Source organism: Haemophilus parainfluenzae, assembly GCF_014931395.1.
Taxonomy (GTDB): Bacteria; Pseudomonadota; Gammaproteobacteria; order Enterobacterales; family Pasteurellaceae; genus Haemophilus_D.
In genome coordinates this window covers 586,912-611,302 of record NZ_CP063120.1, presented here as the reverse complement: position 1 = coordinate 611,302, position 24,391 = coordinate 586,912, and the positions used below count along the sequence as shown (strand labels likewise).

Genomic DNA, 24,391 nt, shown 5'->3' with positions numbered 1-24,391 from the left:
TATATAAAAATAGGTTGCCCTTTAGAGTATCACAGTGAGAAGAAGTTCCCCATTAAAAAACCATCTTATCCATAGACAAGATGGTTTTCATTTATGTTAGCTTAATGGGAAATTATAAAACTGCACCCGCCATTAAGAAACCGAATAAAACAGATAAAGCAATTGCAATCACACCAGGCACTAAGAATGGATGGTTAAATACGTATTTACCGATACGAGTTGAACCGGTGTCATCCATTTCTACTGCCGCAATTAAGGTTGGGTAAGTAGGAAGAATGAATAATGCTGATACTGCGGCAAATGCTGCAATCGCGGCTTCCGGTGAAACCCCTAATAAAATTGCAGTTGGATATAATGCTTTTGCAGTTGCAGCTTGTGAGTAAAGTAAGGTACTTGCGAAGAACAAGATGACCGCTAAACTCCAAGGGTATTGTTGTAAGAACTCAGCTGATACCGCTTTGATTTGATCGATATGACCTTCAACAAAAGTATTACCTAACCATGCTACACCAAGCACACAAATTACCGCTGACATACCGGATTTAAAAGTTGCTGCATTAGTAATTTTTGCAGTATCCACTTTACATGCCATAGTGATAATGGCTGCAGTCGCAAGCATGAAAGAGATAATGGCGTTATCACGAGAAAGAATTGGGTTTTGAATTAAACCAACTGTTTTACTTATTGCAGTGGCATAAAGCATGACCACTAAAATCGCGATAAGGAAAATTGCGACAGAGCGTTTTGCATAAGGTTTGATCTCAATTTGCATTTCACCACGCATAGTAATTAAACCTTTCGCGAGACGATCTTGGTAAATTTCATCATTTTTCAAATCTTTACCAAGGAAGTTACAAATCACCGCAGTAATCATACATGCTGCGTAAGTAGTTGGGATCCAAATACCTAATAATTGTAAGTAACTTAAACCAAAGTTTTTCTCTAATTCAGCAGAAAGGAATACCACTGCAGCAGAAATTGGAGACGCTGTAATCGCAATTTGTGAAGCGATAACCGCAATAGAAAGTGGACGTGAAGGACGAATACCTTGTTCTTTTGCCACTTCAGCAATCACTGGAAGTGTTGAGAACGCTGTGTGACCAGTACCCGCAAGTACAGTCATAAAATAAGTCACAGTTGGCGCAAGGAAAGTGATGTATTTCGGATTTTTACGTAGGATTTTTTCAGCCATTTTTACTAAGAAATCCATACCACCCGCAACTTGCATTGCCGCAATCGCCATGATTACAGACATGATAACTGAAATTACATCAAACGGAATGGCGCCCGGTTTTAAGCCAAGTAGTGAAAGTGCAACAACACCCATCCCCCCCATGAAACCGATACCAATACCGCCTAATCTAGCCCCTAGGTAAATAAAGAGTAGGACGACTAAAAGTTGAGCCCAAATCATAATATTTTCTCCATATTAATTTTAAAAATAATTCCGGAACATATATTAACAACAAACTAGTGCATTATCTATATTTATTACTTGGATTAGTCTATTTTATCCGAAAGTGCGGTTAAAATTTGATTCAAATTCTGACCGCACTTTCAATGGCTTTCTTAGAAATCCTCAAAGTATTGTTGAATCACTTTTGGATCTTTTGTTTGTGTTAAGGCTAATTGTAATAACACACGTGCTTTTTGCGGATTCAATGTACCTGAAGCCACAAAACCATATTTAGAATCATCCACTTCGGCATCACGTGTTGTGTAACCTGTTGGCACGCGAGATGAACGCACCACCACAACACCATCTTTCGCCGCTTTTTCTAAACGTTCTAAGTGTGCGGCATTCACATTACCATTACCCACACCCGCTGAAACAATGCCTTGATAGCCCGCATCCAATAATGAATTTAACGGCTCAATTGGTGCATTAGAATAAGCATAAACAATGCCCACTTTCGGTAAGCTGTCTAATTTATCTACGTTAAATGGTGTGTTCACAGTGTGCTTGCTTTCAGGTGAACGCTCGTAATCTACTTTACTGTTATGGATATAACCCAAGGTACCATAGTTTGGTGAATGGAACGTTTGTACTGCGGTAGTACTCATTTTGGTTACATCACGTGCACCTAATACTTCACCATTCATCGCCACTAATACGCCACGACCTGATGATTTTTTATCCGTTGCCACGACGACGGCGTTATAAAGGTTTAACGGACCATCCGCACTTTTTTCTGTCGCAGGACGCATTGCACCCACTAATACAATTGGTTTTTCACATTTCGCGGTAAGATCTAAGAAATAAGCGGTTTCTTCCATGGTATCGGTACCATGAGTAATCACAAAACCATCGGTATCTTTACATTGTGCATTAATCGCTTTCGCCAATTTTAACCACACATCATCGCTCATATCTTGTGAACCAATTTTCACAATTTGCTCACCTTTTATATTTGCAAGCTGCTTAATTTCGGGCACCGCATCAATTAATGCATCAACATTGAGTTGCCCTGCTTTATAAGCAGAAGAAACGGCAGTTTCGCCACTTCCGGCAATCGTGCCACCTGTTGCTAAAATTGTAATATTCGGTAATTCCGCAGCTTGTGCGATCGAAAAACCAAATCCGAGCATCATAAGTGCCGTTAATTTTTTTAATTTCATGCGCGTCTCCTTTCACGTTTTATCATCTAAGTTTGGCTATTCTCTACTTAATTAGGCGTAGAATAAACACAAAGATAAGATATTTATGATCCCGATCACATTTTTATCGATCCGATTGTATAAGCTTTCGCCAACGTTACGTTTCCTTGATAATTTTTTTGAAAGATAACTAAAGTGCGGTTATACTTAAAGCCTTATTTCATCTGAAGATAAACTCTTATTCATTATCAAAATTAAGTTGAGAACAACATGCAAGAATTTATGCCTCAAGCAATTGAATTTGCTCAAAAACACACTTTTTTAACGATCGCATGGTTTGCTGTCCTTTTTATGACACTTTTCACCTTTTTTAAAAGTGCGACACAAAAATATCGCGTCATCACCAACCCTGAAGCGGTTCGCTTAATGAACGACGAAGAAGCAGTGGTGATTGATTTACGCCCTATTGATGAATTCCAACGCGGCCATATCATTGGTAGCGTAAACTTGCTTCCAACTGAAATTAAAAATCAAAATGTAGGCAAAATCGAACATCACAAAGAAAAACCGCTTATCATTGTGGATGTTAACGGTGTTTCTTCTGCTACGTCCGCAGAACTTTTGACCAAACAAGGCTTTGAAAAAGTTTATGTGTTAAAAGATGGTTTAGCGGCTTGGGCGGGTGCAAATTTACCATTAGTAAAAAAACATAAGTAAGGATCCTCTATGTCTGAACAAAATCAACAACCTGAAGTAGCAGCTGAAGAGCAACAAGAAGCCGTGCTTCAAATTCAACGTATTTATGTAAAAGATGTTTCTTTTGAAGCGCCAAATCTTCCTCATATTTTCCACCAAGAATGGAAACCAAAACTCGGCTTTAATTTAAGCACTGAAGCCGTCCAAGTAGGTGAAGATCTATACGAAGTCACGTTAAACATCAACGTAGAAACTACCATGGAAGACTCTGGTGATGTGGCGTTTATTTGTGAAGTGAAACAAGCTGGCGTATTTACAATCAGCGGTTTAGAAGATGTTCAAATGGCACACTGCTTAACATCTCAATGCCCAAATATGCTTTTCCCTTATGCACGTGAATTGATTTCTAACTTAGTGAATCGTGGTACATTCCCGGCATTAAACCTTTCTCCGGTAAACTTCGATGCGTTGTTCATTGATTACATGAACAAGCAGCAAGCAGCAGCCGAAGCGGAAGAAAATCAGGAAACCCAACATTAATTGTGATGAGGGCAGGCGATACCGTCTGCCCTTTTATTTTAAAGGTGATTGAAATGACCCCATCCCAATCTCCAATTACCATTCTTGGTTGCGGTTCTTATGGAACAGCACTCGCAATATCATTTTCTCGCAATGGCTCTCCAACCTATCTTTGGGGGCACAATCCCGATCATATTCATCAAATGCAACAAGAACGTCAAAATCGCCGTTTTCTGCCTGATATTGAATTTCCAGAAAGTTTGCATTTAGAATTAGATTTGAAAACTGCACTTGACCACTCGAAAGATATTTTAATTGTGGTGCCAAGTCATGCTTTTGGTGAAATTCTGTTAAAAATTCGACCGCACTTAAAACCTGATCATCGTTTAATTTGGGCAACCAAAGGATTAGAACGCAACACTGGCCGATTACTACAAGAAGTGGTGGAAGAAACCTTAGGTAAAGCAATTCCAACCGCTGTGCTTTCTGGTCCTACTTTTGCGAAAGAATTGGCTCAAGGTTTGCCAACAGCGATTACCCTTGCCTCTCGTAATGAAAAGTTTGCCTTAGAGTTTCAAGCTCGCATTCATTGCAGCCAGCATTTTCGGGTGTATGTAAACCAAGATATGATCGGTGTTCAATTAGGTGGCGCCATTAAAAACGTAATTGCGATTGGCGCAGGTATTTCAGATGGTATGGGATTTGGTGCCAATGCCAGAACAGCATTGATTACCCGTGGAATTGCGGAAATTACTCGCTTAGGTGTAGCCATGGGAGCGAATACACAAACCTTTATGGGCATGTCTGGTTTAGGAGATTTAGTGCTCACTTGTACTGATAACCAATCTCGTAACCGCCGATTTGGTTTAATGCTTGGTAAAGGGACTGATAGCCAACAAGCCATGGATGAAATTGGTCAGGTGGTGGAAGGATTTTATAACACCAAAGAAACTTATTTATTAGCACAACGACAAGGCGTGGAAATGCCGATTACAGAACAGATTTACCAAATGCTCTTTTGTGGTAAAAGTGCACAAGAAGTCGCACTGAGCTTATTAGGTCGTGAACGAAAAGGCGAATAAGGAGAAAAAATGACGTTAGAAGTATGGCAACACATTCGCCAAGAGGCAAAAGAATTAGCAGAATGCGAACCAATGCTCGCCAGCTTTTTCCATTCCACTATTTTAAAACATCAAAATCTTGGCAGTGCCTTGAGTTATTTACTAGCGAATAAACTGGCTAACCCGATCATGCCGGCCATTTCTCTACGTGAAATTATTGAAGAAGCCTATCAGGCCGAGCCCAATATCATTGATTGTGCTGCTTGTGATATTAAAGCTGTGCGCCACCGCGATCCTGCTGTGGAATTGTGGTCCACACCATTGCTTTATCTAAAAGGTTTTCACGCTATTCAGAGCTATCGAATTACCCATTATTTGTGGAACCAAAATCGAAAAGCACTCGCACTTTATTTACAAAATCAGATTTCAGTGGCTTTCGATGTAGATATTCACCCTGCCGCCAAAATTGGACACGGCATTATGTTTGACCATGCCACCGGTATTGTCGTGGGCGAAACCTCGGTAATTGAAAATGATGTGTCTATCTTGCAAGGCGTCACCCTTGGTGGTACAGGTAAAGAATCCGGCGATCGCCATCCAAAAGTACGAGAAGGCGTAATGATTGGAGCGGGCGCAAAAATTCTCGGCAATATCGAAGTGGGCAAATATGCCAAAATCGGCGCCAATTCTGTTGTACTTCAACCTGTGCCGGAATATGCCACCGCAGCAGGTGTGCCTGCTCGTATTGTCGGCAAAGACAAAGCGGCAAAACCAGCCTTTGAAATGAATCAATATTTTATCGATGATGATATAAATCTAAATATTTAAGGAATCGATATGATTAACAAAGACACCCAACTTTGTATGTCCCTTTCTGGCAGACCAGGCAATTTTGGCACAACATTCCATAACTATCTGTATCAAAAACTCGGGCTTAATTTTATCTATAAAGCCTTTACTACCACGGATATTGAAAGTGCAGTCAAAGGCATTCGTGCACTTGGTATTAGGGGTTGTGCCGTTTCGATGCCTTTCAAAGAAAGCTGCATGCCATTTTTAGATGAAATCTCGCCTTCTGCGCAAGCCATTCAGTCTGTGAATACCATTGTGAATGATCAAGGTTTTCTTCGTGCTTACAACACCGACTATATTGCCATTGTTAAACTTATCGAAGAATATCAATTAGATAAAAAGAGTAGAGTGATTGTACAAGGCAGTGGTGGTATGGCAAAAGCCGTCGTCGCAGCCTTTAAAAACAGTGGATTTGAGCATCTTAAGATTTTTGCTCGAAATGAAAAAACGGGTAAAAATTTAGCCACACTTTATGGCTATGAATATATCTCATCTTTAGACAATCAATCGGCAGACATTTTAGTCAACGTTACGCCAATTGGGATGAAAGGTGGAAAAGAAGAATTTGATCTCGCCTTTCCTGAAAATCTTATTCAACAAGCTCAAACCGCTTTTGATGTGGTGGCGATTCCTGCTGAAACACCATTTATCCAATTTGCTCAACAGCAAGGGAAACAAACGATTTCTGGTGCAGAAGTGATTGTGCTACAAGCCGTTGAACAATTTGAGCTCTACACAGGCATTCGACCTGATGACCAATTAATCGCCGAAGCTGCAGATTTTGCTCGAAAAAACAGTTAAAAAATAAACCGCACTTTTAAAAAGTGCGGTTCTTTTTATCGGCGTTTTACGCTAACAATTTTCTTGCTGCTTCCACTACCACTGATACTGCTTTATCTTCTGTATCTTTCATGGTGGCTTCATTTGGAATTTCTTGTTGCGTACGGTTCACAATCACACCTGCCACCATACCTGCTCGTAAGCCAAGGGCATTACACATCGTAAATAATGTGGCTGATTCCATCTCATAGTTCATCACATTGAGATCTTGCCATTGTTTTAACAAGCCTTGGTAATCACGATATACTTTACCACTGTAGGTATCGTAACGTTCTTGACCTGGGTAAAACGTATCTGAAGAAGCTGTAATTCCTACAAATGGCTCAATGCCTTTTTCTTTAGCTGCATTGTAAAGTGCCGTGGTACATTCAAAATTTGCTACCGCTGGATATTCAATTGGCGCAAAGTGACGGCTTGCACCATCAAGACGAACTGAACCCGTTGTAACAAGAATATCGCCTACATTAATATGCGGTTGAATCGCACCTGTTGTGCCAATACGTAAAAATGTACGCACACCAAGCTGAGCCAGTTCTTCCACACAGATAGACGTAGAAGGGCCACCAATACCGGTTGAACACACCACTACCGGTTGACCATTTAAATAGCCTAACCAAGAAGTGAACTCACGTGTACTTGCAAGAAACTCAGGATTATCAAGTTTTTTAGCAATACGTTCGCTACGTGCAGGATCCCCTGGTACGATAGCGAGTGTAGCACCTTTTAATTGTGCTTTAGTCAGGTTTAAGTGAAATACATCAGACATAACAATCTCCTTTTGATCATTCTTGCCGCAAAGTGCGGTCAAATTTTCGTTATTTTTTCAATGCGCCTAAGATACCACGCATGATTTGTTTGGTCACTTCATTACGAATATTGCGACCGACTGATTTTGCCACGCTATTCACAATTTGTTCTGTCGGTGAAAGTTTATCCCCGCGTTTTTGTGTTCCAAAAATCATACGGCTTAAGCTACCAAATAAACCGCTTTCTTCCTCTTGCTGCGCTTGTTCAGCTTGTTTTTGTTGTACTGCCGCTAAATCCGCTTGCGCATTTAACACTTCGAAAGCTGACTCATTATCCACGTAATCTTTATAGAAGGCATAAAGATCATCGTCTTTCACCCAAGCAGCTCGCTCTTCTTCAGTAATCGGGGCAAGTTGGCTTTTCGGCGGATAAACATAAGCCACTTCAACGGGCGCTGGCATGCCTTTTTCATCTAAGAATGAAATCAATGCTTGGCCTACACCTAAAGTTGAAATGGTTTCCACCACATTGACAGCAGGATTTGAACGGAACGTTTCCGCTGCAGATTTCACTGCTTTTTGATCGCGTGGAGTGAAAGCTCGCAACGCGTGTTGTACACGGTTACCTAATTGGCCTAACACGGTATCCGGTAAATCTAATGGGTTTTGGGTTACAAAATAAATCCCCACCCCTTTAGAACGAATCAAGCGAACCACTTGTTCCACTTTGTCCACCAACACACTCGGTGCACCATCAAAAAGTAAGTGGGCTTCATCGAAGAACATCACAAATTTTGGTTTATCTGGATCGCCGACTTCTGGTAATTGCTCAAATAATTCAGACATCAACCAAAGCAAGAATGCGCTATACATTCTTGGGGAATTAATTAATTTTTCAGAATTTAAAACATTGATCACACCACGACCATCACGGGTTTGTAACCAATCTTCAAGATTTAATGCTGGCTCACCAAAAAGATTTGTCGCCCCTTCATTTTCAAGTGTCAGTAAAGCACGTTGAATCGCACCCACACTTGCAGCTGAAACATTACCGTATTCTACTTGGAAGGTTTTTGCATTCTCTGCCACAAATTTAAGCATGGCACGTAAATCTTTTAAGTCAATGAGTAGCAAGCCTTTATCATCTGCCACACGAAATACGAGATTTAATAAGCCTTCTTGGGTTGCGTTTAAATTTAATAGACGGGAAAGTAATAATGGCCCCATTTCAGAAATCGTGGTGCGAAGCGGAATACCGGTTTCACCGAACACATCCCAAAATGACACAGGATAGCCATTTAAATAACTCTCGCCACCTAAATCAAATTGCTCAATGCGTTCTGCTACTTTGCCACTGAATGCCCCCGCTTTGACTAAACCAGACAAATCGCCTTTAACATCGACTAAAAAGACTGGCACGCCATCATCACTGAACGCTTCCGCCATTTTACGTAATGTCACGGTTTTCCCCGTCCCTGTCGCCCCGGCGATCAGGCCATGACGGTTTGCCATTTTTGCGGTAATACCAAGGGTTTGACCTTGTTCGGTACGCGCGAGAGAATATTGCATAAAGATTCCTTTGTTTTGTTGGTTTTATTTAAACGAATAATAAGGAAAAAACGAAGTGCGGTCAAAATTTAAGTGATTTTACGGTATAATTTATCAAAACTAACTCAAAGCAGGAAAAATAGATGTCAAACGCAAAAATTCTTATTATTAAAACAGGATTAATAGAAACCTTAACGTTCCCTGATGGTAGCTCATATGAAAGTGCTATCCGTAAAAAAACGGTACCGATGGTAAAAGTGCACACGCTAGGTGCAGAAGGTAACGATGTAGGCTTAAAAGCTCATCACGGTGGTGTTGATAAAGCCTTGTTTTTTATGTCTGATGTGTCTTTCCCTGCTTTAAACGCGCTACTTGGTGAAAAGTTTGATTTTCACGGTAGCGCGATTTATGGTGAAAACTTTGTGGTATCCGGCTTACATGAAGATAATGTCTGCATAGGCGATCGTTACAAAATTGGCACCACGCTTTTAGAAGTGTCTCAACCACGTAAACCTTGCGAACGTTTATCTCATAATACCAAGAATGAGAATACAAGAGAGGTAATTCGTCAGTCTGGCTGGACAGGTTGGTATGTGCGTGTGATTGAAGAAGGGGAAATTCATCAAGGCGATGAACTCATCTTGCAACATCGTCCTTATCCTGAATGGACAATTCGTCATTTAAACACGCTACTTTCTGCTCCTTCAAGTGTTGCAGAATTAGAAGAAGCCTTAGCCATTGAGGAATTAGCGCCAGCGTTTAAACGTTCTGTTAACTCACAATTACGTAATTTACAGCAGGCGGCCTAAAATGTCGGCTAAAACGACCGTACTTTGTCCGTGCCAATCTTCGCTTTCTTATGAAGATTGTTGCGGACGCTTTCATTCAGGCAACATGTTTCCAGAAACAGCGGAACAACTTATGCGCTCCCGCTATTCAGCGTTTGTACTCAAAAATATTCCTTATATCGTGCAAACCACTGTCCCAAGCCAACAACCGTTATTAGATGAAAAAGCCCTGCAAGATTGGGCTGATGAAACGCAATGGCTCGGTTTAGACATTGTCAAAGCAGAAGCCTTAACCAAAACACAAAGTGCGGTTGAATTTAAAGCACATTTTCAAGGCAACGAACAACCACAAGTGCATCACGAATATTCTCTTTTTGTAAAAATCAATGGTCGTTGGTATTTTGTTGATCCCACTGTGCCGCTCCCAAGCAATAAACAGCCTTGTGTTTGTGGCTCGGGAAAGAAATTTAAACATTGTTGCGGAGGCTTGCTCTAATGACCTTAACATCTTTTCTCGCATTATTCTGGCAGCGTTCTCAAGAAAATAAATTAACGCAAGCTGCCGGTTCACTCACCTACAGCACCATGCTCGCTATCGTGCCATTAATTATGGTGGTGTTTTCAATTTTCTCTGCTTTTCCCGTTTTTAACGAAGTCACTGGTGCATTGAAAGAATTCATCTTCACCAATTTCGCTCCTTCCGCGAGTGATGTTGTGGGACAATATATTGATGAATTCGTCCGTAACTCCAAGCAAATGAGTGCCGTGGGGATTGTGAGTTTGATTTTAGTGGCATTGATGCTCATTAACTCCATCGACCGTACACTCAATGGTATTTGGCAAGACACTAGTAATCGCCCGATTTTTACGTCATTTGCTATTTATTGGCTCATTTTAACGCTCGGTCCGCTTTTAATCGGTACCAGCATTGCGGCAAGTTCCTATGTCAAAGCCATGTTCGAGCAATCGGAAACGCTCTCTTTTGGCCTAAAACTCCTCAGTTTTGTGCCATTTCTTTCTACTTGGTTTATTTTCACGCTCATTTATATGGTCGTGCCAAATAAGAAAGTGAGCATCAAGCATTCTGCAGCAGGTGCATTAATTGCGGCAATTTTCTTTACTTTAGGGAAACAAGCCTTTACTTGGTACATCACCACCTTCCCGTCTTATCAATTAATTTATGGCGCCATGGCGACGTTGCCGATCATGTTATTGTGGATTCAAATCAGCTGGACAGTGGTGTTATTCGGTGCACAATTAGCCGCAGTACTTGCAGAAGTGCGGTCAACAAATCAAACAAATTTAGAGGAAGTAAAATGATCGCATTAATTCAGCGTGTTACGCAGGCTAAAGTGGAAGTTGAAGGTCAAATTGTGGGACAAATCGGCAAAGGATTATTGGTTTTATTAGGTGTAGAAAAAGAAGATGACCAAGCCAAAGCGGATAAACTCGCTGAGAAAATCTTAAATTACCGTATTTTCAGCGATGAAAATGACAAAATGAATTTAAACGTGCAACAAATCGGTGGCGAAGTGCTTGTGGTATCTCAATTCACCCTAGCTGCAGACACGCAAAAAGGTTTACGACCAAGTTTCTCAAAAGGTGCCGCACCAGCCTTGGCTAACGAATTGTATGAGTATTTTTCGCAAAAATGTGCAGAAAAAGTCACCGTTGCTAACGGACAATTTGCAGCAGATATGCAAGTGAGCCTCACCAATGATGGCCCAGTTACATTTTGGTTAACTGTATGAATAAATAGAAAAACCGTTATTTTTTCAGATCTCAGGAAACTCTTTCTTTGATCGCATTGTCGTATTAACGCTCACACGCACATAAAAATTTCAAATTCCATCTATAATTGCGTTGGTAATCCCTTTATTTTGTGGGTAAACTAAGGCGGTTTGATGTGGATCTTCTTAAAGTTTAGCTTGTAACAAAATGAAAAAAATTTCGTTAAAAATAACCGCACTTTTGCTTGGATGGATGAGTTTTTCAGCCCTTGCAGAACAAACCGTGGATATTGAGATCCGCGGGATCAAGGGTGAACGTGCTATTCGCAACACTGACATGAATGTCAAACTCATTGATAAAGGTGAGATGGACGGCTCAGATCGTTATAAACAATTAGTTTCAAATGCTGTTGATAAAGGCCTTCGAGTCTTCGGTTATTATGGTTCTTCCGTGGCCTTTGAATTAAAAAAACGCAAAGGTCAACGAGATTTACTTATTGCGAATGTCACCCCGGGTGAGCCAAGTAAAATTGCAGGAACAGACGTTGAAATTACAGGCGAAGCCGCAGAAGACGAAAACTTCACGGCACTCCGTAAAAACTTGCCAAAACAAGGTGAGTTAGTTGAGCATCAAAAATACGATGACTATAAAAGCAGCATTTCAAACCTTGCTCTAGCTCGTGGTTATCTTGACGGAAAATTCCAAATTTCTCGCTTAGAAATCAGCCCGGAAACTCATGAAGCATGGTGGCGTATGCTGTTTGATAGTGGTGTGCGTTATCATTATGGCAACATCACCTTCAACCATTCCCAAATTCGCGAAGACTATTTGCAAAACATGCTCAACATTAAATCGGGCGATCCTTACTTAGTCAGTGATTTATCTGAATTAACCAATAATTTTTCTTCCACCAACTGGTTTAGCTCCGTACTTTTACAACCGCATGTTCGCGAAGAAGAGAAATTAGTGGATATCGAACTGTTACTTTATCCACGTAAGAAAAACTCAATGGAGCTCGGGGTCGGTTTTGCAACTGATACGGGCCCTCATGTCCAAATTGGTTGGACAAAACCTTGGATTAATAGTCGAGGCCATAGTTTCCGTACAAATCTTTACGTCTCTGCGCCAAAACAAAACTTTGAAGCCACCTATAAAATGCCATTGTTGAAAAATCCATTAAATTATTATTATGAATTTTCAACAGGTTATGAAAAAGAAAATAAAAACGATACGGATACTAAAGCTCTCACCTTCGCGGCATTACGTTATTGGAATAATAGCGAGGGTTGGCAATATTTTGCAGGTCTTCGTGTCCGTTATGACAGCTACACACAAGCTGATTTCACCGATAAAACCTTCCTGGTTTATCCAACTGGGGGCTTTAGCCGTACCCGTTTAAGAGGTGGTCAATTCCCAACATGGGGAGATACCCAAAAAATCACGGTTGATTTAGGGAATAAGCTTTGGATGTCCGATGCTAATTTCTTTAAAGTTCAAGCTTCTACTGCCTGGATTCGTACGTACGCAGAAAATCACCGTTTTATTACCCGTGCAGAAATTGGTTATTTAAATACGCCTGATATTCGAAAAATTCCCCCTGCACTACGTTTCTTTGCTGGGGGCGATCGCAGCGTGCGAGGTTATGGCTATAAGAAAATTTCACCAAAAAATAAAGATGGAAAACTCGTGGGTGGCTCTCGTTTAGTAACAGGTAGCCTTGAATATCAATATCAAGTTTACCCTAATTGGTGGGGTGCCGTGTTTGCAGATACAGGCTTGGCGGCTAACTCTTATAAAGCCACTGAGTTGCGTTATGGTGCGGGTGTCGGTGTACGTTGGGCATCGCCAGTTGGCGCCATCAAATTTGATATTGCAACGCCAATTCGAGATAAAGATAACAGCAAAAACATTCAATTTTACATTGGCTTAGGTGCTGAAATTTAGGGTATGACTATGTCTGAACAAGAAACACAACCAGATAACCAAACCACACAACCCGTTAAAAAGAAAAAGACCTGCCGTAAAATTTTATGTGTCGGAAGTGCGGTCATTTTTATTCCTGTTTTAGGCTTAGTCACAGCACTGTCTTTTGATAGTGGACAACGTGCCCTTATTCAACTCGCTGATAAAATGCTCGATAGCTTATCTATTGAGCAAGTCAGCGGTGGCTTACAAGATGGTTTAGTCTTAGAAAATTTACGTTTTCAAACCACCGGCGTCGATGTAGCTCTCCCTAAAACGCGCTTACAACTGAATTTAGCTCGTTTACTGTCGGGTGATATTATTGTTGATGATCTCAGCTTAACGCAGCCGAAAATTGCCATTGATACCAGTGTCATGCCACCTTCTGAAGAGAAACAAACGGAAAGTGGTCCAATGGAAAAAATCCATTTACCGGTTTCTGTGCAAGTGAAAAATGTGGCGGTCACTGACTTTGATATGAAACTCGATCAAAGCAATATTACCTTTTCATCATTTCAAAGTGCGGTCAGTTTAAACAATGAATCTGGCCTTACCCTTGAGCCCACCACGCTTTCAGATGTGCTTTTCTCAACGGTCTCCCAAACTCAACCAAATCCCCCTCAGCCCGAGAAAAAAGAACCCGCTAAACCTGTTGATTGGGCGCAAATTGAGCAAACACTCACACCGGCTTTTTTAGGTAATTTAAATGCGGTGAACTTACCTTTTGATATGCACATTCCAAGTGTTTTGGGTACAAACTGGCAATATCAATCGTTCAATGAAAAAGGCGAAGAAACCCAAAAAATCACGGTGCCCAAAGTGGAATTGCAAGCGGACGCCACCGATCATTTAGTGAAATTACAAAAACTCGACATTGACAGCTCTCTTGGTACACTTTCTAGCCAAGGGCAACTCCAGCTCAATGAAGATTTCCCGGTTGATCTCACATTAAAATCTGATCTCCAAGCCTTTAAATCAAAAGATAAAACCATTCTGCCTGCTAGCAAAGTTGATCTCAATGTATCGGGTTCATTGAAAAAAACGACCGCACTTTCGTTAACCACACGGGGGGTGCTTGATGCTACCTTAACGGGTGACGTGAAACTGGCCGAAGATAAAATGCCACTAAATCTGCAGTTAAAAGCGAAAAAAGGTCAATATGCTTTTGCAGACAGCCTAGCGCCACTCAAAATTAACGATGTCGATATCAAACTCACAGGCGATTTATTGAATTATCACGCAGAAGTTGTTGGTGGCGTGGAGGGTATGGATCATATCCCTCATACTCACGTTGATTTAAATGCAGACGGTAAACTCTACGAAGTCACCATCAACGAATTAAAACTTGCCGCCCTAGATGGTACGGCACGTTTAACGGGTTCCTCAAACTGGAAAGATGGCGCACAATGGGATATGACGGCTGATTTAAACAAAATGAACATTCATCCTTATGTGCCTGCCATGCCAGCCGTATTATCGGGAAAAGTGAGCTCACAAGGTTCCGCTGATTCCAATCATTGGAAAGTGGATGTACCTACCGTGGATTTAACCGGTAGTCTTTCCTCTCGCCCATTAAGCTTGAAAGGTAGTGTCTTTTTAAGTAATGAAACTTTATTAAACATTCCTGATTTATTGCTGAACTATGGCGATAACCGCATTGCGGCAAAAGGTACATTAGGTGATAAATCAAACCTAGATTTAGATATCAACGCACCAAGCTTGCGTGGTCTGTGGCAAGATTTAGCGGGTTCCGTGGTTGGCAAAGCACAGATTTTAGGCAAACTTACTGCGCCAACCATTAATACCGATTTAACTGCACAAGGCTTGCACTTCCAAGGATTAGACTTATCTAAAGCCTTAATTAAAGGTAATGTTGTCAGTGAACCACAAGTGAAAGGTGAACTTAACGTCAAAGCGGAAAACTTCCGTTATGGTGACAGCATCAAATTACATAATATTGATTTGAATGCATCAGGTGATGAAAAACATCATACGCTCACCTTAAAATCAAAAGGTGAACCTGTTGCAGCTGATTTACAAATCTCGGGGAATTTTGACCGCACTTCTCAGCAATGGAAAGGCAATTTAAGTCAAGTGAGCCTAAACTCACCTATCGGTGATTTTAAAGTGAATCAAACCATTCCTGTGACTTATGACAATAAAAAAATCCAAGCCACCATTGGGTCACACTGCTGGATTAACCAAGACTTAGATCTGTGCTTCCCTCAACAATTTACGGCAGGGAAAAACGGCGAAGTCCCTTTTGAGCTTAAACGTATTAATTTAGATTTAGTGAATAAATTGATGGGACAAGACACGCTCAAAGGCCAGTTACAAAGCCGAGGTAAAGTGGCGTGGTTCACGGATAAACCGTTACAACTAAATGTGGCAGTGGAAGGCAATAATATTGGTGTGGCACAAAAATTAGACTACCGCACCTTTAAGCTAGATATTCCTAAATTAAGTGTGAATGCTGATATTCAAAATAACAATTTAACCTTGAAATCAGATATTAACGTTCAGAATCAAGGTCGAATCGGTACAGACTTAAAAATTAATGATTTAAGTAAAGGTCGACAATTAGGCGGTACCTTTACTATTGAAGGTTTACGCTTATCCTTAGCCAATCAACTTTTCTCTAGCGGTGAAAGCATAGATGGTGAAGTGGTCTCTCGCTTAAGTTTCGGTGGTAATTTAGAAAAACCATTATTAAACGGCAATTTTGATATTCGAAATGTGAAATCGAAACTGAAAAGCCTGCCTTTTGATGTGACTGATGGCCAAGTGGCAATTCGCTTTAATGGCACCTCTTCAACCTTAAATGGCCATGTTCAAACACCAGATAGCAAACTCAATATTAATGGACAAGCTAACTGGGCTAACATGGATAACTGGACGGCAGAAGTCAGAGCGCAAGCGGATAACTTCAAAGTCGATATTCCGTCTATGGCGAAATTAAAAGTCAGCCCGAATGTGGTTGTCAAAGCCTCGCCAAAACTCTTAGATTTAAGCGGAAATGTGGATATTCCATGGGCAAGAATTGCTATTGAAAGCTTACCGGACAATGCTGAACCGGTGAATGAAGATGAAGTGATTTTAAATGGCCCAAGAAAAAGTAAAGAAGAGCTCATCAATCGCCAATTTGCTTCAGAAACGAAATCTGGGATGCAAATTCAATCTGATTTAAAAATTAAAATCGGTGATGATGTGCATTTAGATGCCTATGGTTTAAAAACGAATTTGGATGGTTTACTTTCGGTGAAACAGGATAAAGGTAAGCTAGGATTATTTGGTCAAATTAACCTAAAAAATGGTCGTTATGCCTCTTTTGGACAGGATTTATTAATTCGTAAAGGACAAATCAGCTTCTCTGGTTTACCTTCACAGCCGATGTTGAATATTGAAGCGATTCGTAACCCTGAGGCTATGGAAGACAGTAAAGTGACCGCGGGGGTAAAAGTGATTGGTATGGCGTCTAGCCCACAAGTCACGATTTTCTCTGATCCGGCCAAATCTCAAGACCAGGCACTTTCTTATTTATTAACCGGTCGCTCATTAGAAAACAGCGGTGAAGCAGGTTCCAGTGGTTCTGTGGGTGCGGCATTACTTGGCTTAGGTTTAGCGAAAAGTGGTAAAGTAGTCGGCGGTATTGGTGAAGCCTTTGGTATTCAAGACTTAAACTTAGGCACTGCCGGTGTTGGGGATAGCTCCAAAGTACAAGTTAGTGGTAATATTGGTAAACGCTTACAAGTGAAATATGGTGTAGGATTGTTTGATGGCTTAGCCGAAGTGACCTTGCGTTACCGCTTAATGCCACAACTTTATTTCCAATCAGTAACCAGCACAAACCAAGTTTTTGATTTATTGTATAAATTTGAATTTTAGGAAAGGACATGCATAACGACAAGCAACTGGCTCAACTCGTAGAACCTCATCACCGAAGTGAGGCCCGGGAGATTGCCGCCATTGATTTAGGCTCAAACAGCTTCCACATGATTGTGGCGCGGATTATCAATGGCTCAATCCAGGTGCTTTCTCGTTTAAAACAAAAAGTGAGGCTCGCCGATGGCTTAGATGAGCACAATGTATTAAGCCAAGAAGCCATTGAGCGCGGTGTAAGTTGCCTTGCACTTTTTGCTGAGCGCTTACAAGGTTTTGCCCCAGAAGATGTAAATGTCGTAGGCACTTATACCTTACGAAGAGCGGTCAATAATGACGAGTTTTTACGTCAGGCTGCCTCTGTCTTTCCCTATCCTATTAATATCATTAGCGGTCAAACGGAAGCCAAAACCATTTATGCGGGCGTTTGCCACACTCAACCCGAAAGCGGACGTAAACTGGTCATCGATATTGGTGGTGGCTCAACCGAAATGATCATCGGTGATGATTTCACCCCCTTAGTGGCAGAAAGTCGTCACATGGGTTGTGTGAGCTTTGCCAAAAAATTCTTCCCGAATGGCGAAATTTCCAAAGAAAACTTCGAGCAAGCTCGCCAAAGTGCGGTCAATAAAATTGAAGATTTAAGCTGGGAATATCGCAAGCTCGGTTGGCAATCAGTACTCGGTTCATCAGGCACCATCAAAACCGTCTATCAAGTGATTACCGCAACCCTTGATCCGAACGGTATCATCACCACTGAGCGCTTACAAAATTTAATTGAACGAACCTTACAAGCATCCCATTTTGAAGAACTCAATATTGCGGGACTAAACCCTGATCGCGTGGATGTCTTTGTGCCAGGCTTAGCCATTTTAAGTGCCGTTTTTGACGTTTTTGGCTTAGAAAATATGCGCTATTCTGACGGTGCTTTGCGTGAAGGGGTGATTTACAGCTTAGAAAAAAACTTCCAAGTTTCAGACATCCGTACTCGTACTGCATTAGGACTTGCCGAACAATTTAACTTAGATTTGGCGCAAGCCGATCGCGTGGCAAATAGTGCGAAAACCTTAATTGACCAATACACCCATTGGCAAAAACCGTATCTTGCTGATGAGATGAAAAATCTGTTAATTTGGGCAGCGCGTTTATTGGAAGTGGGCATTGTCATTAATCATCGTAATGTGCAAAAACATTCCGCTTATATTCTGCAGAATATAGAATTACCGGGTTTTGATCGCGAGCAGCAACGCTTATTGGTGAATTTAGTTCGTTATCACACGGGTGCATTTAAAAAGAATGATTTACCGATTTTTGCTCGTTATGCGGATGAAGATGTTCTTGTTTTACTGCTTCTTTTACGCATTGCAGTGATTTTAAATAAATCTCGCCAAGCGACAGACAGCACCGACAAAATTAATCTCAGAATTGACCGCTCTTTGCAGACTTGGGAACTGACTTTTGAGAAACATTATTTGGATAACAATCCGTTAGTATGGAATGAATTGCGCTTAGAAAGCAATTTACTCAAAGATTTAGAACTCAGTTTGATTTTTAACTGATAGAATAGGGGCTTTCGTGCCCTTATTTTTTATCTTGCTCCAACAGCAAGCTATAAATATTGGCGAGATAATAGCTCTGCTCGGCTTCTGGAATGTCTTGCGGAATAAAAGAAAGCAAATCTTGGTGAATTTCCAAAACATCAGGGAAAATGACCGCACTTTGCATTTCATCATAAAAGGATTGATGAAGCGGGGAAACGCAACCGCCTCGTTTTAAGCGGGCAAGGCTGTTGGCAATATGCAATAAGAGTGTAATGACGGTCGGAATCGACACATCAATGCGCCAATGATGCTCTAGGCGACTTTGCAAAGTCAGAATAATATCAATAACGTCCTGATCAATCTGACCGCGAATTTTCCAACGGGTTAATTGTTTGAGTAACGACATAACATTCCTTTTTAAGATAGGATAACTTTACCGCTATTTCATAAAATTACCAGTGCACAGATCACAAAATTGAAACAAAGTGAAAAAATTTACGAACTAGGAAAGCAATAAATGATAGATAACAGACTTTTTGAAAAATATGATGGCCTGATTTTTGATATGGATGGCACCTTAATCGACACCATGCCAGTACACGCCCGAGCCTGGAACATGGTGGGGGAACAATTTGGTTATCGTTTTAACAGCCAAATAATGTATGATTTAGGTGGCGCAACTGTGAGCACTATCGCCTCTGCCATTATGCAAGATGCCGGTATGCCACAAGAACGTTTAAATGAAGTGATACAAGCAAAACGCAAACTTTCCTATGAATTGATTCCAACAGAATCAAAATTACTCCCAACCTTTGACGTGGTGCGTCATTACTATCAACAAAAGCCGATTGCGCTCGGTTCAGGCTCGAACCGCCAAATGATTGATATGTTAATGCAAAAATTAGATATCAAACATTACTTTAACGCCATTGTCAGCGCTGATGATGTGAAAGAACATAAACCGCATCCAGAAACCTTTTTACGCTGTGCAGAACTGGCAAAAGCTGAACCGTCACGCTGCATCGTCTTTGAAGATGCCGATCTCGGCGTAAAAGCGGGATTAAATGCAGGGATGGATGTGTTTGATGTCAGAACGAGAGAGATTATTAGAGCCTAATGTGGGACATTTTCTCTTTTAGCTTTTGGGCTGATTTTTGGCAAACCCATGGCTTGTGGCTGATGTTTTTCAGTGCTTTCTTAAGTGCCACCATTTTGCCGGGTAATTCAGAAATTGTGTTTGTCTCCCTGGCTGCGCCAAAAGTATTATTCGGATCATTATTAAGTGCGGATATTTTTTGGCTTGTTTTTATGGCAACCGCAGGCAATACGCTAGGCAGCCTCACCACTTATTGGATTGGGCGATGGTTTCCGAAAATTGACAGCAAAAATGACCGCACTTTATGGGCGATAAACAAAATACAACGCTATGGCGCCATCACTTTATTATTGAGCTGGTTGCCTATTATCGGGGATGTATTTTGTGCGGTAGCCGGTTGGCTTCGATTGAATTGGCTAAGTTGCTTGATTTTTATGACGATTGGAAAAGGACTGCGTTATATTGCCTTGCTCTTGTTCAGTTTACCTTTCGTGTCATAGCCGAGAATAGCCTTTGTGCATAATGTGGTTGTGGGCTAGAATAAAGACGAATTAATATTCAACAGATAAAAAAACGCCCCTTATCGAGTAAGGGGCAAATAACCTAAGGAACCAATTTTATTAAAACAACTGCAAGTTGCTTGTTCTATAAGACCGACGCTAAAAAGAAAAGTTCAAAGAAATTGTAAAAAAATGTAAAAAAATTTACAAAAACTTGCAATTAATTTACAAACCACTGATTTTCAAGGAAATAAATATGCCATTACTCGACAGTTTTAAAGTGGATCACACCCGTATGAACGCCCCTGCTGTACGTGTTGCCAAAACGATGCGTACCCCAAAGGGCGATGACATCACCGTTTTTGATCTTCGTTTTTGCATTCCAAACAAAGAAATTCTCCCACCAAAAGGGATTCACACCCTTGAGCATTTATTTGCAGGCTTCATGCGCGACCATTTAAACAATGACAATGTAGAAATCATCGATATTTCCCCAATGGGCTGTCGTACCGGTTTTTACATGTCATTAATTGGCACACCAAACGAGCAACAAGTAGCTGATGCATGGTTAGCTTCCATGAAAGATATTTTAACCGTGCAAGATCAAAACCAAATTCCTGAATTAAACGAATACCAATGTGGGACTTACACCGAGCATTCTTTAGAAGAAGCACATGAAATTGCTAAAAATGTGATTGCTCGCGGTGTGGGGATTAATAAAAATGACGATTTAGCACTTGATGAATCTTTCTTAAAATAAGGACACAACATGACAACCCTAGGTACAGCATTAACCCCGAATGCTATTAAAGTGATGATGCTTGGCTCTGGTGAACTGGGCAAAGAGGTGGTGATTGAATTACAACGTTTAGGCGTGGAAGTGATTGCCGTCGATCGTTATGAAAACGCCCCAGCACAACAAGTAGCACATCGTGCTTATACGATTTCCATGCTAGATAGTGCAGCACTCAAAGCCTTAGTGGAAAAAGAGCGCCCAGATTACATCGTGCCGGAAGTGGAAGCCATCGCGACTGATACGCTGATTGAATTAGAAAAAGCGGGTTTTAATGTTGTTCCTACCGCCAAAGCCACCAAGCTGACGATGAATCGCGAAGGCATTCGCCGTTTAGCTGCCGAAGAGCTTGGCTTGCCAACTTCACCTTATCAATTTGTCGATAACTTTGCTGACTTCCAAAGTGCGGTTGAAAAAATCGGTATTCCTTGCGTGGTGAAACCAATTATGTCTTCTTCTGGTCACGGTCAAAGTATTTTGAAATCCAAAGACGATTTACAAAAAGCCTGGGATTACGCTCAACAAGGTGGTCGAGCAGGTGCGGGACGCGTGATAGTGGAAGGGTTTGTTAAATTCGATTATGAAATTACCTTGCTCACCGTTCGCCACATTAATGGCACCAGCTTCTTAGCGCCAATTGGCCATCGTCAAGAAGATGGCGACTATCGCGAATCTTGGCAGCCACAAGCCATGTCTGATGCAGCCTTGAAAAAAGCACAAGACGTAGCAGAGAAAATTACCACTGCATTAGGTGGTCGCGGCATTTTTGGTGTAGAAATGTTTGTGTGTGGTGATGAAGTTATCTTCAATGAAGTTTCCCCGCGCCCACACGATACCGGCATGGTGACATTGATTTCTCAAGAGTTATCTGAGTTCGCCTTACACGCCCGTGCGATTTTAGGCTTACCTATCCCAGAAATCACCCTCATTAGTCCATCGGCTTCAAAAGCGATTGTGGTGGAAGGCCAATCGAAAAACGTGCAATTTGGCAATATCGCCGAAGTATTGGCTGAACCCCACACCAATATTCGCATTTTCGGCAAAGGCGAAGTCAATGGCCATCGCCGTTTAGGTGTCTTACTCGCTCGTGATATTTCCGTAGAAAAAGCATTAGAAAAAGTAGAACGTGCTTACGCGAAGTTGGATGTGAAATTATAAGGTTTGCTTAACATAAGTATCGTTGAAAATACAAAAGTGCGGTCAGTTTTAAAGAGATTTTAAAACTCTTTAAAAATTGACTGCACTTTATATCTAGATATTTTAAATTATATACCTTTCAGGTAGCTAAAAATTTAAAAGCCACTAAAAACCTAACGTTAGAAAACTTAATCTTTTGGATATATTACTGAAATACCTATCCATTAAAATTCAATGAGCTATTTTTTCCCTACCCAAGATTCTAAATGTTAGAACTCCAATTACTTGCAAACATGATAACGGCTTATGTCAACACATCCCATCTGCCAAATGGTTTATGTTCTTTTTATGTTATTTAGAAAAGAGAATTTATCTATGTAATTACCCCAAATAACTGAATGATTTATTATCGGAAAATAAATTTTTATTGCTATAATGTCTTGAGTTACTATCAATTAAAGGTATTTTAATATGCAAAAATGCACCATTATTTTAGGGCTATCTCTTCTTTTAATAGCTTGTGATTTAGGTTTTCCCAGAATGACCGTTAATTACGATAATTTACCTCAAGGGGAAATTAAAGAATATATTACGAAAAGATTTCCTAATGAGCCGGAAAAAGAAGCGCTAAGCAAATTGATTTATGCTCATTTAGATGGTGATAATCGTGTTGATAGCATCAAAAAAGCGGTTTCCCAAATGGGTATGACTTGTGAGGCAGGAAAAGAAATTTGCGAGTATTCAGGATATATTAGAACGAAACTTACTGGACATAGCTCAGGAAGTGGTCGAGCAAAACGCATTTATCATATTGTTATTTCACCTAAAAAAGGAATAGATTCGTTAGCTCTTGAATATCAAATTGTAGAAGATGCTGAAAACTGAAACCCAAGAAATAATAAAAGGTACTTAACATGAAAAAATTACTCACAATATCCCTTGCTCTACTTTCCCTGGTTTCAATTGGCTGCGAAGCGAGTGGACATGAGAATCATTCTGGGATTCAATCTTCAATTTCAGACAGAAAAAGTAATGCAACAGATTTAAACTTAATGCTAGATGAGGTTTTTAAAACCCGTATTACTGACATTGCAAGTCAACGTGCGGATGTTAGCCATATTGTCTCCAAATATCTTCATTCAGGAATGGATAAGAAAGAAATAAGCGATTTAATTTCGAACCAATTTGAAATTTTAGAAAAAACAGATAATAAACTATTTGCACTCTATAAAAAAGGTGAAGGTTACTTAGGTAATAGACGTGATTTTTATATTGAGTTGTTTTTTAGTAAAGAAGGAAAATTATTAAAAAATAAATCTTATTTAGATAAAAGCAACAATATTTAATCCATTCTTTATGGTCTTATATCAACAAAAAGTGCGGTTAAAAACACAGTGATTTTTAACCGCACTTTTATTATTACAATAACATAACACTTTCATCAAGATACCTGATTTTATTAGCAATACAACTCCTTCACAATCATACCAAAATTTGTTCATTCTTAAACCAATTGAACGAGCCGTTTGAACTAACTAATTTTCCTCATAGTCAAAGCAATCGTAAAAGGAATGCTTTTACACGCCGGATTGCATAAGTGCTTAGGCAAGCAATCCCGACAAAAATAGAGGAGTAGATTTATGAAATCTAAATTGATGAAAGGGTTAGTGATTGTTGCATTAGCAGGAAGCTTAACCGCTTGTGAAATGGACAGACAACAACGTCATACTGCAACAGGTGCAGCAATCGGTGGCGTAGCCGGTGGTTTATTAGGTGGTGATATTGCCACAACACTCGGCGGCGCAGCATTAGGTGGTGTAATCGGTAGTCAAGTGAATAAAGGCGGAGACTACGATGACAGAGAATATCGCCATCATAAAAAACATAAAAGACATCACCACCATAGAAAACACCGTGATTGGGATGACGACTGGGATGATTAATTCAAAATACAGATAAAAATGACCGCACTTTTGAGATACAAATCAAAGTGCGGTCGTTTTTTTGATGGTTTCAAATTTACTCACGTTACAAGTCATTTAAATAGCTAATCTGTTTATTTCAAAGCTTTTTAATATAATCAGGTATTTACAATAACCTCACA

At 40.5% G+C, this 24,391-nt stretch carries 24 protein-coding genes; 19 read left to right on the top strand and 5 right to left on the bottom strand.

The genetic code is table 11. The features are described 5' to 3' along the window. Nucleotides 1-112 precede the first annotated feature (112 nt). Both INP94_RS02950 and ansB read right to left on the bottom strand, forming a co-directional pair. Nucleotides 113-1,414, bottom strand: coding sequence for an anaerobic C4-dicarboxylate transporter (locus tag INP94_RS02950; protein ID WP_005695017.1), 1,302 nt, complete (start codon nt 1,412-1,414; stop codon nt 113-115). Nucleotides 1,415-1,569: 155 nt separating this feature from the next. After that, nucleotides 1,570-2,619 carry an L-asparaginase 2 gene (gene ansB, locus INP94_RS02945; RefSeq protein WP_049364285.1) on the bottom strand — a complete coding sequence of 350 codons (1,050 nt, stop codon included), beginning with the start codon at nt 2,617-2,619 and terminating at the stop codon, nt 1,570-1,572. A gap of 249 nt (nt 2,620-2,868) precedes the next feature. Here ansB and INP94_RS02940 point away from each other — a divergent pair, with 249 nt between their 5' ends. Genes INP94_RS02940 through INP94_RS02920 form a run of 5 tightly spaced genes read left to right on the top strand, consistent with a single transcriptional unit; the run spans nt 2,869 to nt 6,527 of the window. Next, nucleotides 2,869-3,315: a rhodanese-like domain-containing protein gene (locus INP94_RS02940; RefSeq protein WP_014064512.1), complete on the top strand. Its 447-nt coding sequence runs from the start codon at nt 2,869-2,871 to the stop codon at nt 3,313-3,315. A 9-nt stretch (nt 3,316-3,324) separates the two neighbouring features. Continuing rightward, a complete protein-coding gene (secB, locus tag INP94_RS02935) occupies nt 3,325-3,834 on the top strand; it encodes a protein-export chaperone SecB (RefSeq protein ID WP_197543992.1) in 510 nt (169 codons plus the stop codon). Between the two features lie 53 nt (nt 3,835-3,887). Continuing rightward, nucleotides 3,888-4,895, top strand: a complete 1,008-nt coding sequence (gene gpsA, locus INP94_RS02930; protein WP_420026410.1) for an NAD(P)H-dependent glycerol-3-phosphate dehydrogenase — start codon at nt 3,888-3,890, stop codon at nt 4,893-4,895. Nucleotides 4,896-4,904: 9 nt separating this feature from the next. Next, a complete protein-coding gene (gene cysE / locus INP94_RS02925; RefSeq protein WP_005695011.1) occupies nt 4,905-5,702 on the top strand; it encodes a serine O-acetyltransferase in 798 nt (265 codons plus the stop codon). A 9-nt stretch (nt 5,703-5,711) separates the two neighbouring features. Continuing rightward, nucleotides 5,712-6,527, top strand: coding sequence for a shikimate 5-dehydrogenase (locus tag INP94_RS02920; RefSeq protein ID WP_197543991.1), 816 nt, complete (start codon nt 5,712-5,714; stop codon nt 6,525-6,527). A 46-nt stretch (nt 6,528-6,573) separates the two neighbouring features. Here the strand turns inward: INP94_RS02920 and udp are convergent, their stop codons facing one another. Next, nucleotides 6,574-7,332 (bottom strand): uridine phosphorylase, encoded by a 759-nt coding sequence (udp, locus tag INP94_RS02915; RefSeq protein WP_197543990.1) that lies wholly within the window; start codon nt 7,330-7,332, stop codon nt 6,574-6,576. 49 nt (nt 7,333-7,381) lie between these two features. Beyond that, on the bottom strand, nt 7,382-8,881 hold the full coding sequence (locus INP94_RS02910; RefSeq protein ID WP_197543989.1) for a helicase HerA-like C-terminal domain-containing protein: 1,500 nt from the start codon (nt 8,879-8,881) through the stop codon (nt 7,382-7,384). A gap of 122 nt (nt 8,882-9,003) precedes the next feature. Between INP94_RS02910 and INP94_RS02905 the strand changes: the two genes are divergently transcribed. From INP94_RS02905 to ppx, 7 genes are all read left to right on the top strand, one after another. Then, a complete protein-coding gene (locus tag INP94_RS02905) occupies nt 9,004-9,669 on the top strand; it encodes an MOSC domain-containing protein (RefSeq protein WP_197543988.1) in 666 nt (221 codons plus the stop codon). A gap of 1 nt (nt 9,670) precedes the next feature. Continuing rightward, entirely contained in the window at nt 9,671-10,144 is a 474-nt protein-coding gene (locus INP94_RS02900; protein WP_197543987.1) for a YchJ family protein, read from the top strand. After that, nucleotides 10,144-10,968: a virulence factor BrkB family protein gene (locus INP94_RS02895; protein ID WP_197543986.1), complete on the top strand. Its 825-nt coding sequence runs from the start codon at nt 10,144-10,146 to the stop codon at nt 10,966-10,968. The genes INP94_RS02900 and INP94_RS02895 overlap by 1 nt, the downstream gene beginning before the upstream one ends. After that, nucleotides 10,965-11,399, top strand: a complete 435-nt coding sequence (gene dtd / locus INP94_RS02890) for a D-aminoacyl-tRNA deacylase (protein WP_197543985.1) — start codon at nt 10,965-10,967, stop codon at nt 11,397-11,399. Before INP94_RS02895 ends, dtd begins: the two co-directional genes overlap by 4 nt. Nucleotides 11,400-11,586: 187 nt before the next feature. Continuing rightward, on the top strand, nt 11,587-13,323 hold the full coding sequence (gene tamA / locus INP94_RS02885; RefSeq protein ID WP_197543984.1) for an autotransporter assembly complex protein TamA: 1,737 nt from the start codon (nt 11,587-11,589) through the stop codon (nt 13,321-13,323). 3 nt (nt 13,324-13,326) lie between these two features. Then, nucleotides 13,327-17,226, top strand: coding sequence for an autotransporter assembly complex protein TamB (tamB, locus tag INP94_RS02880; RefSeq protein ID WP_420026409.1), 3,900 nt, complete (start codon nt 13,327-13,329; stop codon nt 17,224-17,226). Between the two features lie 8 nt (nt 17,227-17,234). After that, complete coding sequence (ppx, locus tag INP94_RS02875; RefSeq protein ID WP_197543982.1) at nt 17,235-18,779, top strand: exopolyphosphatase; 1,545 nt, start codon at nt 17,235-17,237, stop codon at nt 18,777-18,779. Nucleotides 18,780-18,801: 22 nt separating this feature from the next. On the opposite strand, the gene INP94_RS02870 is transcribed toward ppx, so the two are convergent. After that, the gene (locus INP94_RS02870; RefSeq protein ID WP_049368183.1) at nt 18,802-19,167 is read right to left on the bottom strand and encodes a hypothetical protein; all 366 of its coding nucleotides are present in this window, start codon (nt 19,165-19,167) and stop codon (nt 18,802-18,804) included. Between the two features lie 111 nt (nt 19,168-19,278). On the opposite strand from INP94_RS02870, the gene INP94_RS02865 reads away from it, so the two are divergent. From INP94_RS02865 to INP94_RS02835, 7 genes are all read left to right on the top strand, one after another. Then, nucleotides 19,279-19,878, top strand: a complete 600-nt coding sequence (locus INP94_RS02865; RefSeq protein ID WP_014064499.1) for a beta-phosphoglucomutase family hydrolase — start codon at nt 19,279-19,281, stop codon at nt 19,876-19,878. After that, nucleotides 19,878-20,357 (top strand): YqaA family protein, encoded by a 480-nt coding sequence (locus INP94_RS02860; RefSeq protein ID WP_197543981.1) that lies wholly within the window; start codon nt 19,878-19,880, stop codon nt 20,355-20,357. Before INP94_RS02865 ends, INP94_RS02860 begins: the two co-directional genes overlap by 1 nt. A 256-nt stretch (nt 20,358-20,613) precedes the next feature. Then, nucleotides 20,614-21,117 (top strand): S-ribosylhomocysteine lyase, encoded by a 504-nt coding sequence (gene luxS, locus INP94_RS02855; RefSeq protein WP_049365080.1) that lies wholly within the window; start codon nt 20,614-20,616, stop codon nt 21,115-21,117. 9 nt (nt 21,118-21,126) lie between these two features. Then, nucleotides 21,127-22,308: a formate-dependent phosphoribosylglycinamide formyltransferase gene (gene purT, locus INP94_RS02850; RefSeq protein ID WP_197543980.1), complete on the top strand. Its 1,182-nt coding sequence runs from the start codon at nt 21,127-21,129 to the stop codon at nt 22,306-22,308. Nucleotides 22,309-22,758: 450 nt separating this feature from the next. Then, nucleotides 22,759-23,172 carry a hypothetical protein gene (locus INP94_RS02845; RefSeq protein WP_197543979.1) on the top strand — a complete coding sequence of 138 codons (414 nt, stop codon included), beginning with the start codon at nt 22,759-22,761 and terminating at the stop codon, nt 23,170-23,172. Between the two features lie 29 nt (nt 23,173-23,201). Continuing rightward, complete coding sequence (locus tag INP94_RS02840; protein ID WP_197543978.1) at nt 23,202-23,633, top strand: hypothetical protein; 432 nt, start codon at nt 23,202-23,204, stop codon at nt 23,631-23,633. A 294-nt stretch (nt 23,634-23,927) separates the two neighbouring features. Continuing rightward, complete coding sequence (locus INP94_RS02835; protein WP_014064485.1) at nt 23,928-24,230, top strand: YMGG-like glycine zipper-containing protein; 303 nt, start codon at nt 23,928-23,930, stop codon at nt 24,228-24,230. Nucleotides 24,231-24,391 lie beyond the last annotated feature (161 nt).

Coding starts and splice junctions, on each gene's coding strand:
- INP94_RS02950 (WP_005695017.1), bottom strand. CDS start 1,414: ATGATTTGGGCTCAACTTTTAGTCGTCCTACTCTTTATTTACCTAGGG.
- ansB (WP_049364285.1), bottom strand. CDS start 2,619: ATGAAATTAAAAAAATTAACGGCACTTATGATGCTCGGATTTGGTTTT.
- INP94_RS02940 (WP_014064512.1), top strand. CDS start 2,869: ATGCAAGAATTTATGCCTCAAGCAATTGAATTTGCTCAAAAACACACT.
- secB (WP_197543992.1), top strand. CDS start 3,325: ATGTCTGAACAAAATCAACAACCTGAAGTAGCAGCTGAAGAGCAACAA.
- gpsA (WP_420026410.1), top strand. CDS start 3,888: ATGACCCCATCCCAATCTCCAATTACCATTCTTGGTTGCGGTTCTTAT.
- cysE (WP_005695011.1), top strand. CDS start 4,905: ATGACGTTAGAAGTATGGCAACACATTCGCCAAGAGGCAAAAGAATTA.
- INP94_RS02920 (WP_197543991.1), top strand. CDS start 5,712: ATGATTAACAAAGACACCCAACTTTGTATGTCCCTTTCTGGCAGACCA.
- udp (WP_197543990.1), bottom strand. CDS start 7,332: ATGTCTGATGTATTTCACTTAAACCTGACTAAAGCACAATTAAAAGGT.
- INP94_RS02910 (WP_197543989.1), bottom strand. CDS start 8,881: ATGCAATATTCTCTCGCGCGTACCGAACAAGGTCAAACCCTTGGTATT.
- INP94_RS02905 (WP_197543988.1), top strand. CDS start 9,004: ATGTCAAACGCAAAAATTCTTATTATTAAAACAGGATTAATAGAAACC.
- INP94_RS02900 (WP_197543987.1), top strand. CDS start 9,671: ATGTCGGCTAAAACGACCGTACTTTGTCCGTGCCAATCTTCGCTTTCT.
- INP94_RS02895 (WP_197543986.1), top strand. CDS start 10,144: ATGACCTTAACATCTTTTCTCGCATTATTCTGGCAGCGTTCTCAAGAA.
- dtd (WP_197543985.1), top strand. CDS start 10,965: ATGATCGCATTAATTCAGCGTGTTACGCAGGCTAAAGTGGAAGTTGAA.
- tamA (WP_197543984.1), top strand. CDS start 11,587: ATGAAAAAAATTTCGTTAAAAATAACCGCACTTTTGCTTGGATGGATG.
- tamB (WP_420026409.1), top strand. CDS start 13,327: ATGACTATGTCTGAACAAGAAACACAACCAGATAACCAAACCACACAA.
- ppx (WP_197543982.1), top strand. CDS start 17,235: ATGCATAACGACAAGCAACTGGCTCAACTCGTAGAACCTCATCACCGA.
- INP94_RS02870 (WP_049368183.1), bottom strand. CDS start 19,167: ATGTCGTTACTCAAACAATTAACCCGTTGGAAAATTCGCGGTCAGATT.
- INP94_RS02865 (WP_014064499.1), top strand. CDS start 19,279: ATGATAGATAACAGACTTTTTGAAAAATATGATGGCCTGATTTTTGAT.
- INP94_RS02860 (WP_197543981.1), top strand. CDS start 19,878: ATGTGGGACATTTTCTCTTTTAGCTTTTGGGCTGATTTTTGGCAAACC.
- luxS (WP_049365080.1), top strand. CDS start 20,614: ATGCCATTACTCGACAGTTTTAAAGTGGATCACACCCGTATGAACGCC.
- purT (WP_197543980.1), top strand. CDS start 21,127: ATGACAACCCTAGGTACAGCATTAACCCCGAATGCTATTAAAGTGATG.
- INP94_RS02845 (WP_197543979.1), top strand. CDS start 22,759: ATGCAAAAATGCACCATTATTTTAGGGCTATCTCTTCTTTTAATAGCT.
- INP94_RS02840 (WP_197543978.1), top strand. CDS start 23,202: ATGAAAAAATTACTCACAATATCCCTTGCTCTACTTTCCCTGGTTTCA.
- INP94_RS02835 (WP_014064485.1), top strand. CDS start 23,928: ATGAAATCTAAATTGATGAAAGGGTTAGTGATTGTTGCATTAGCAGGA.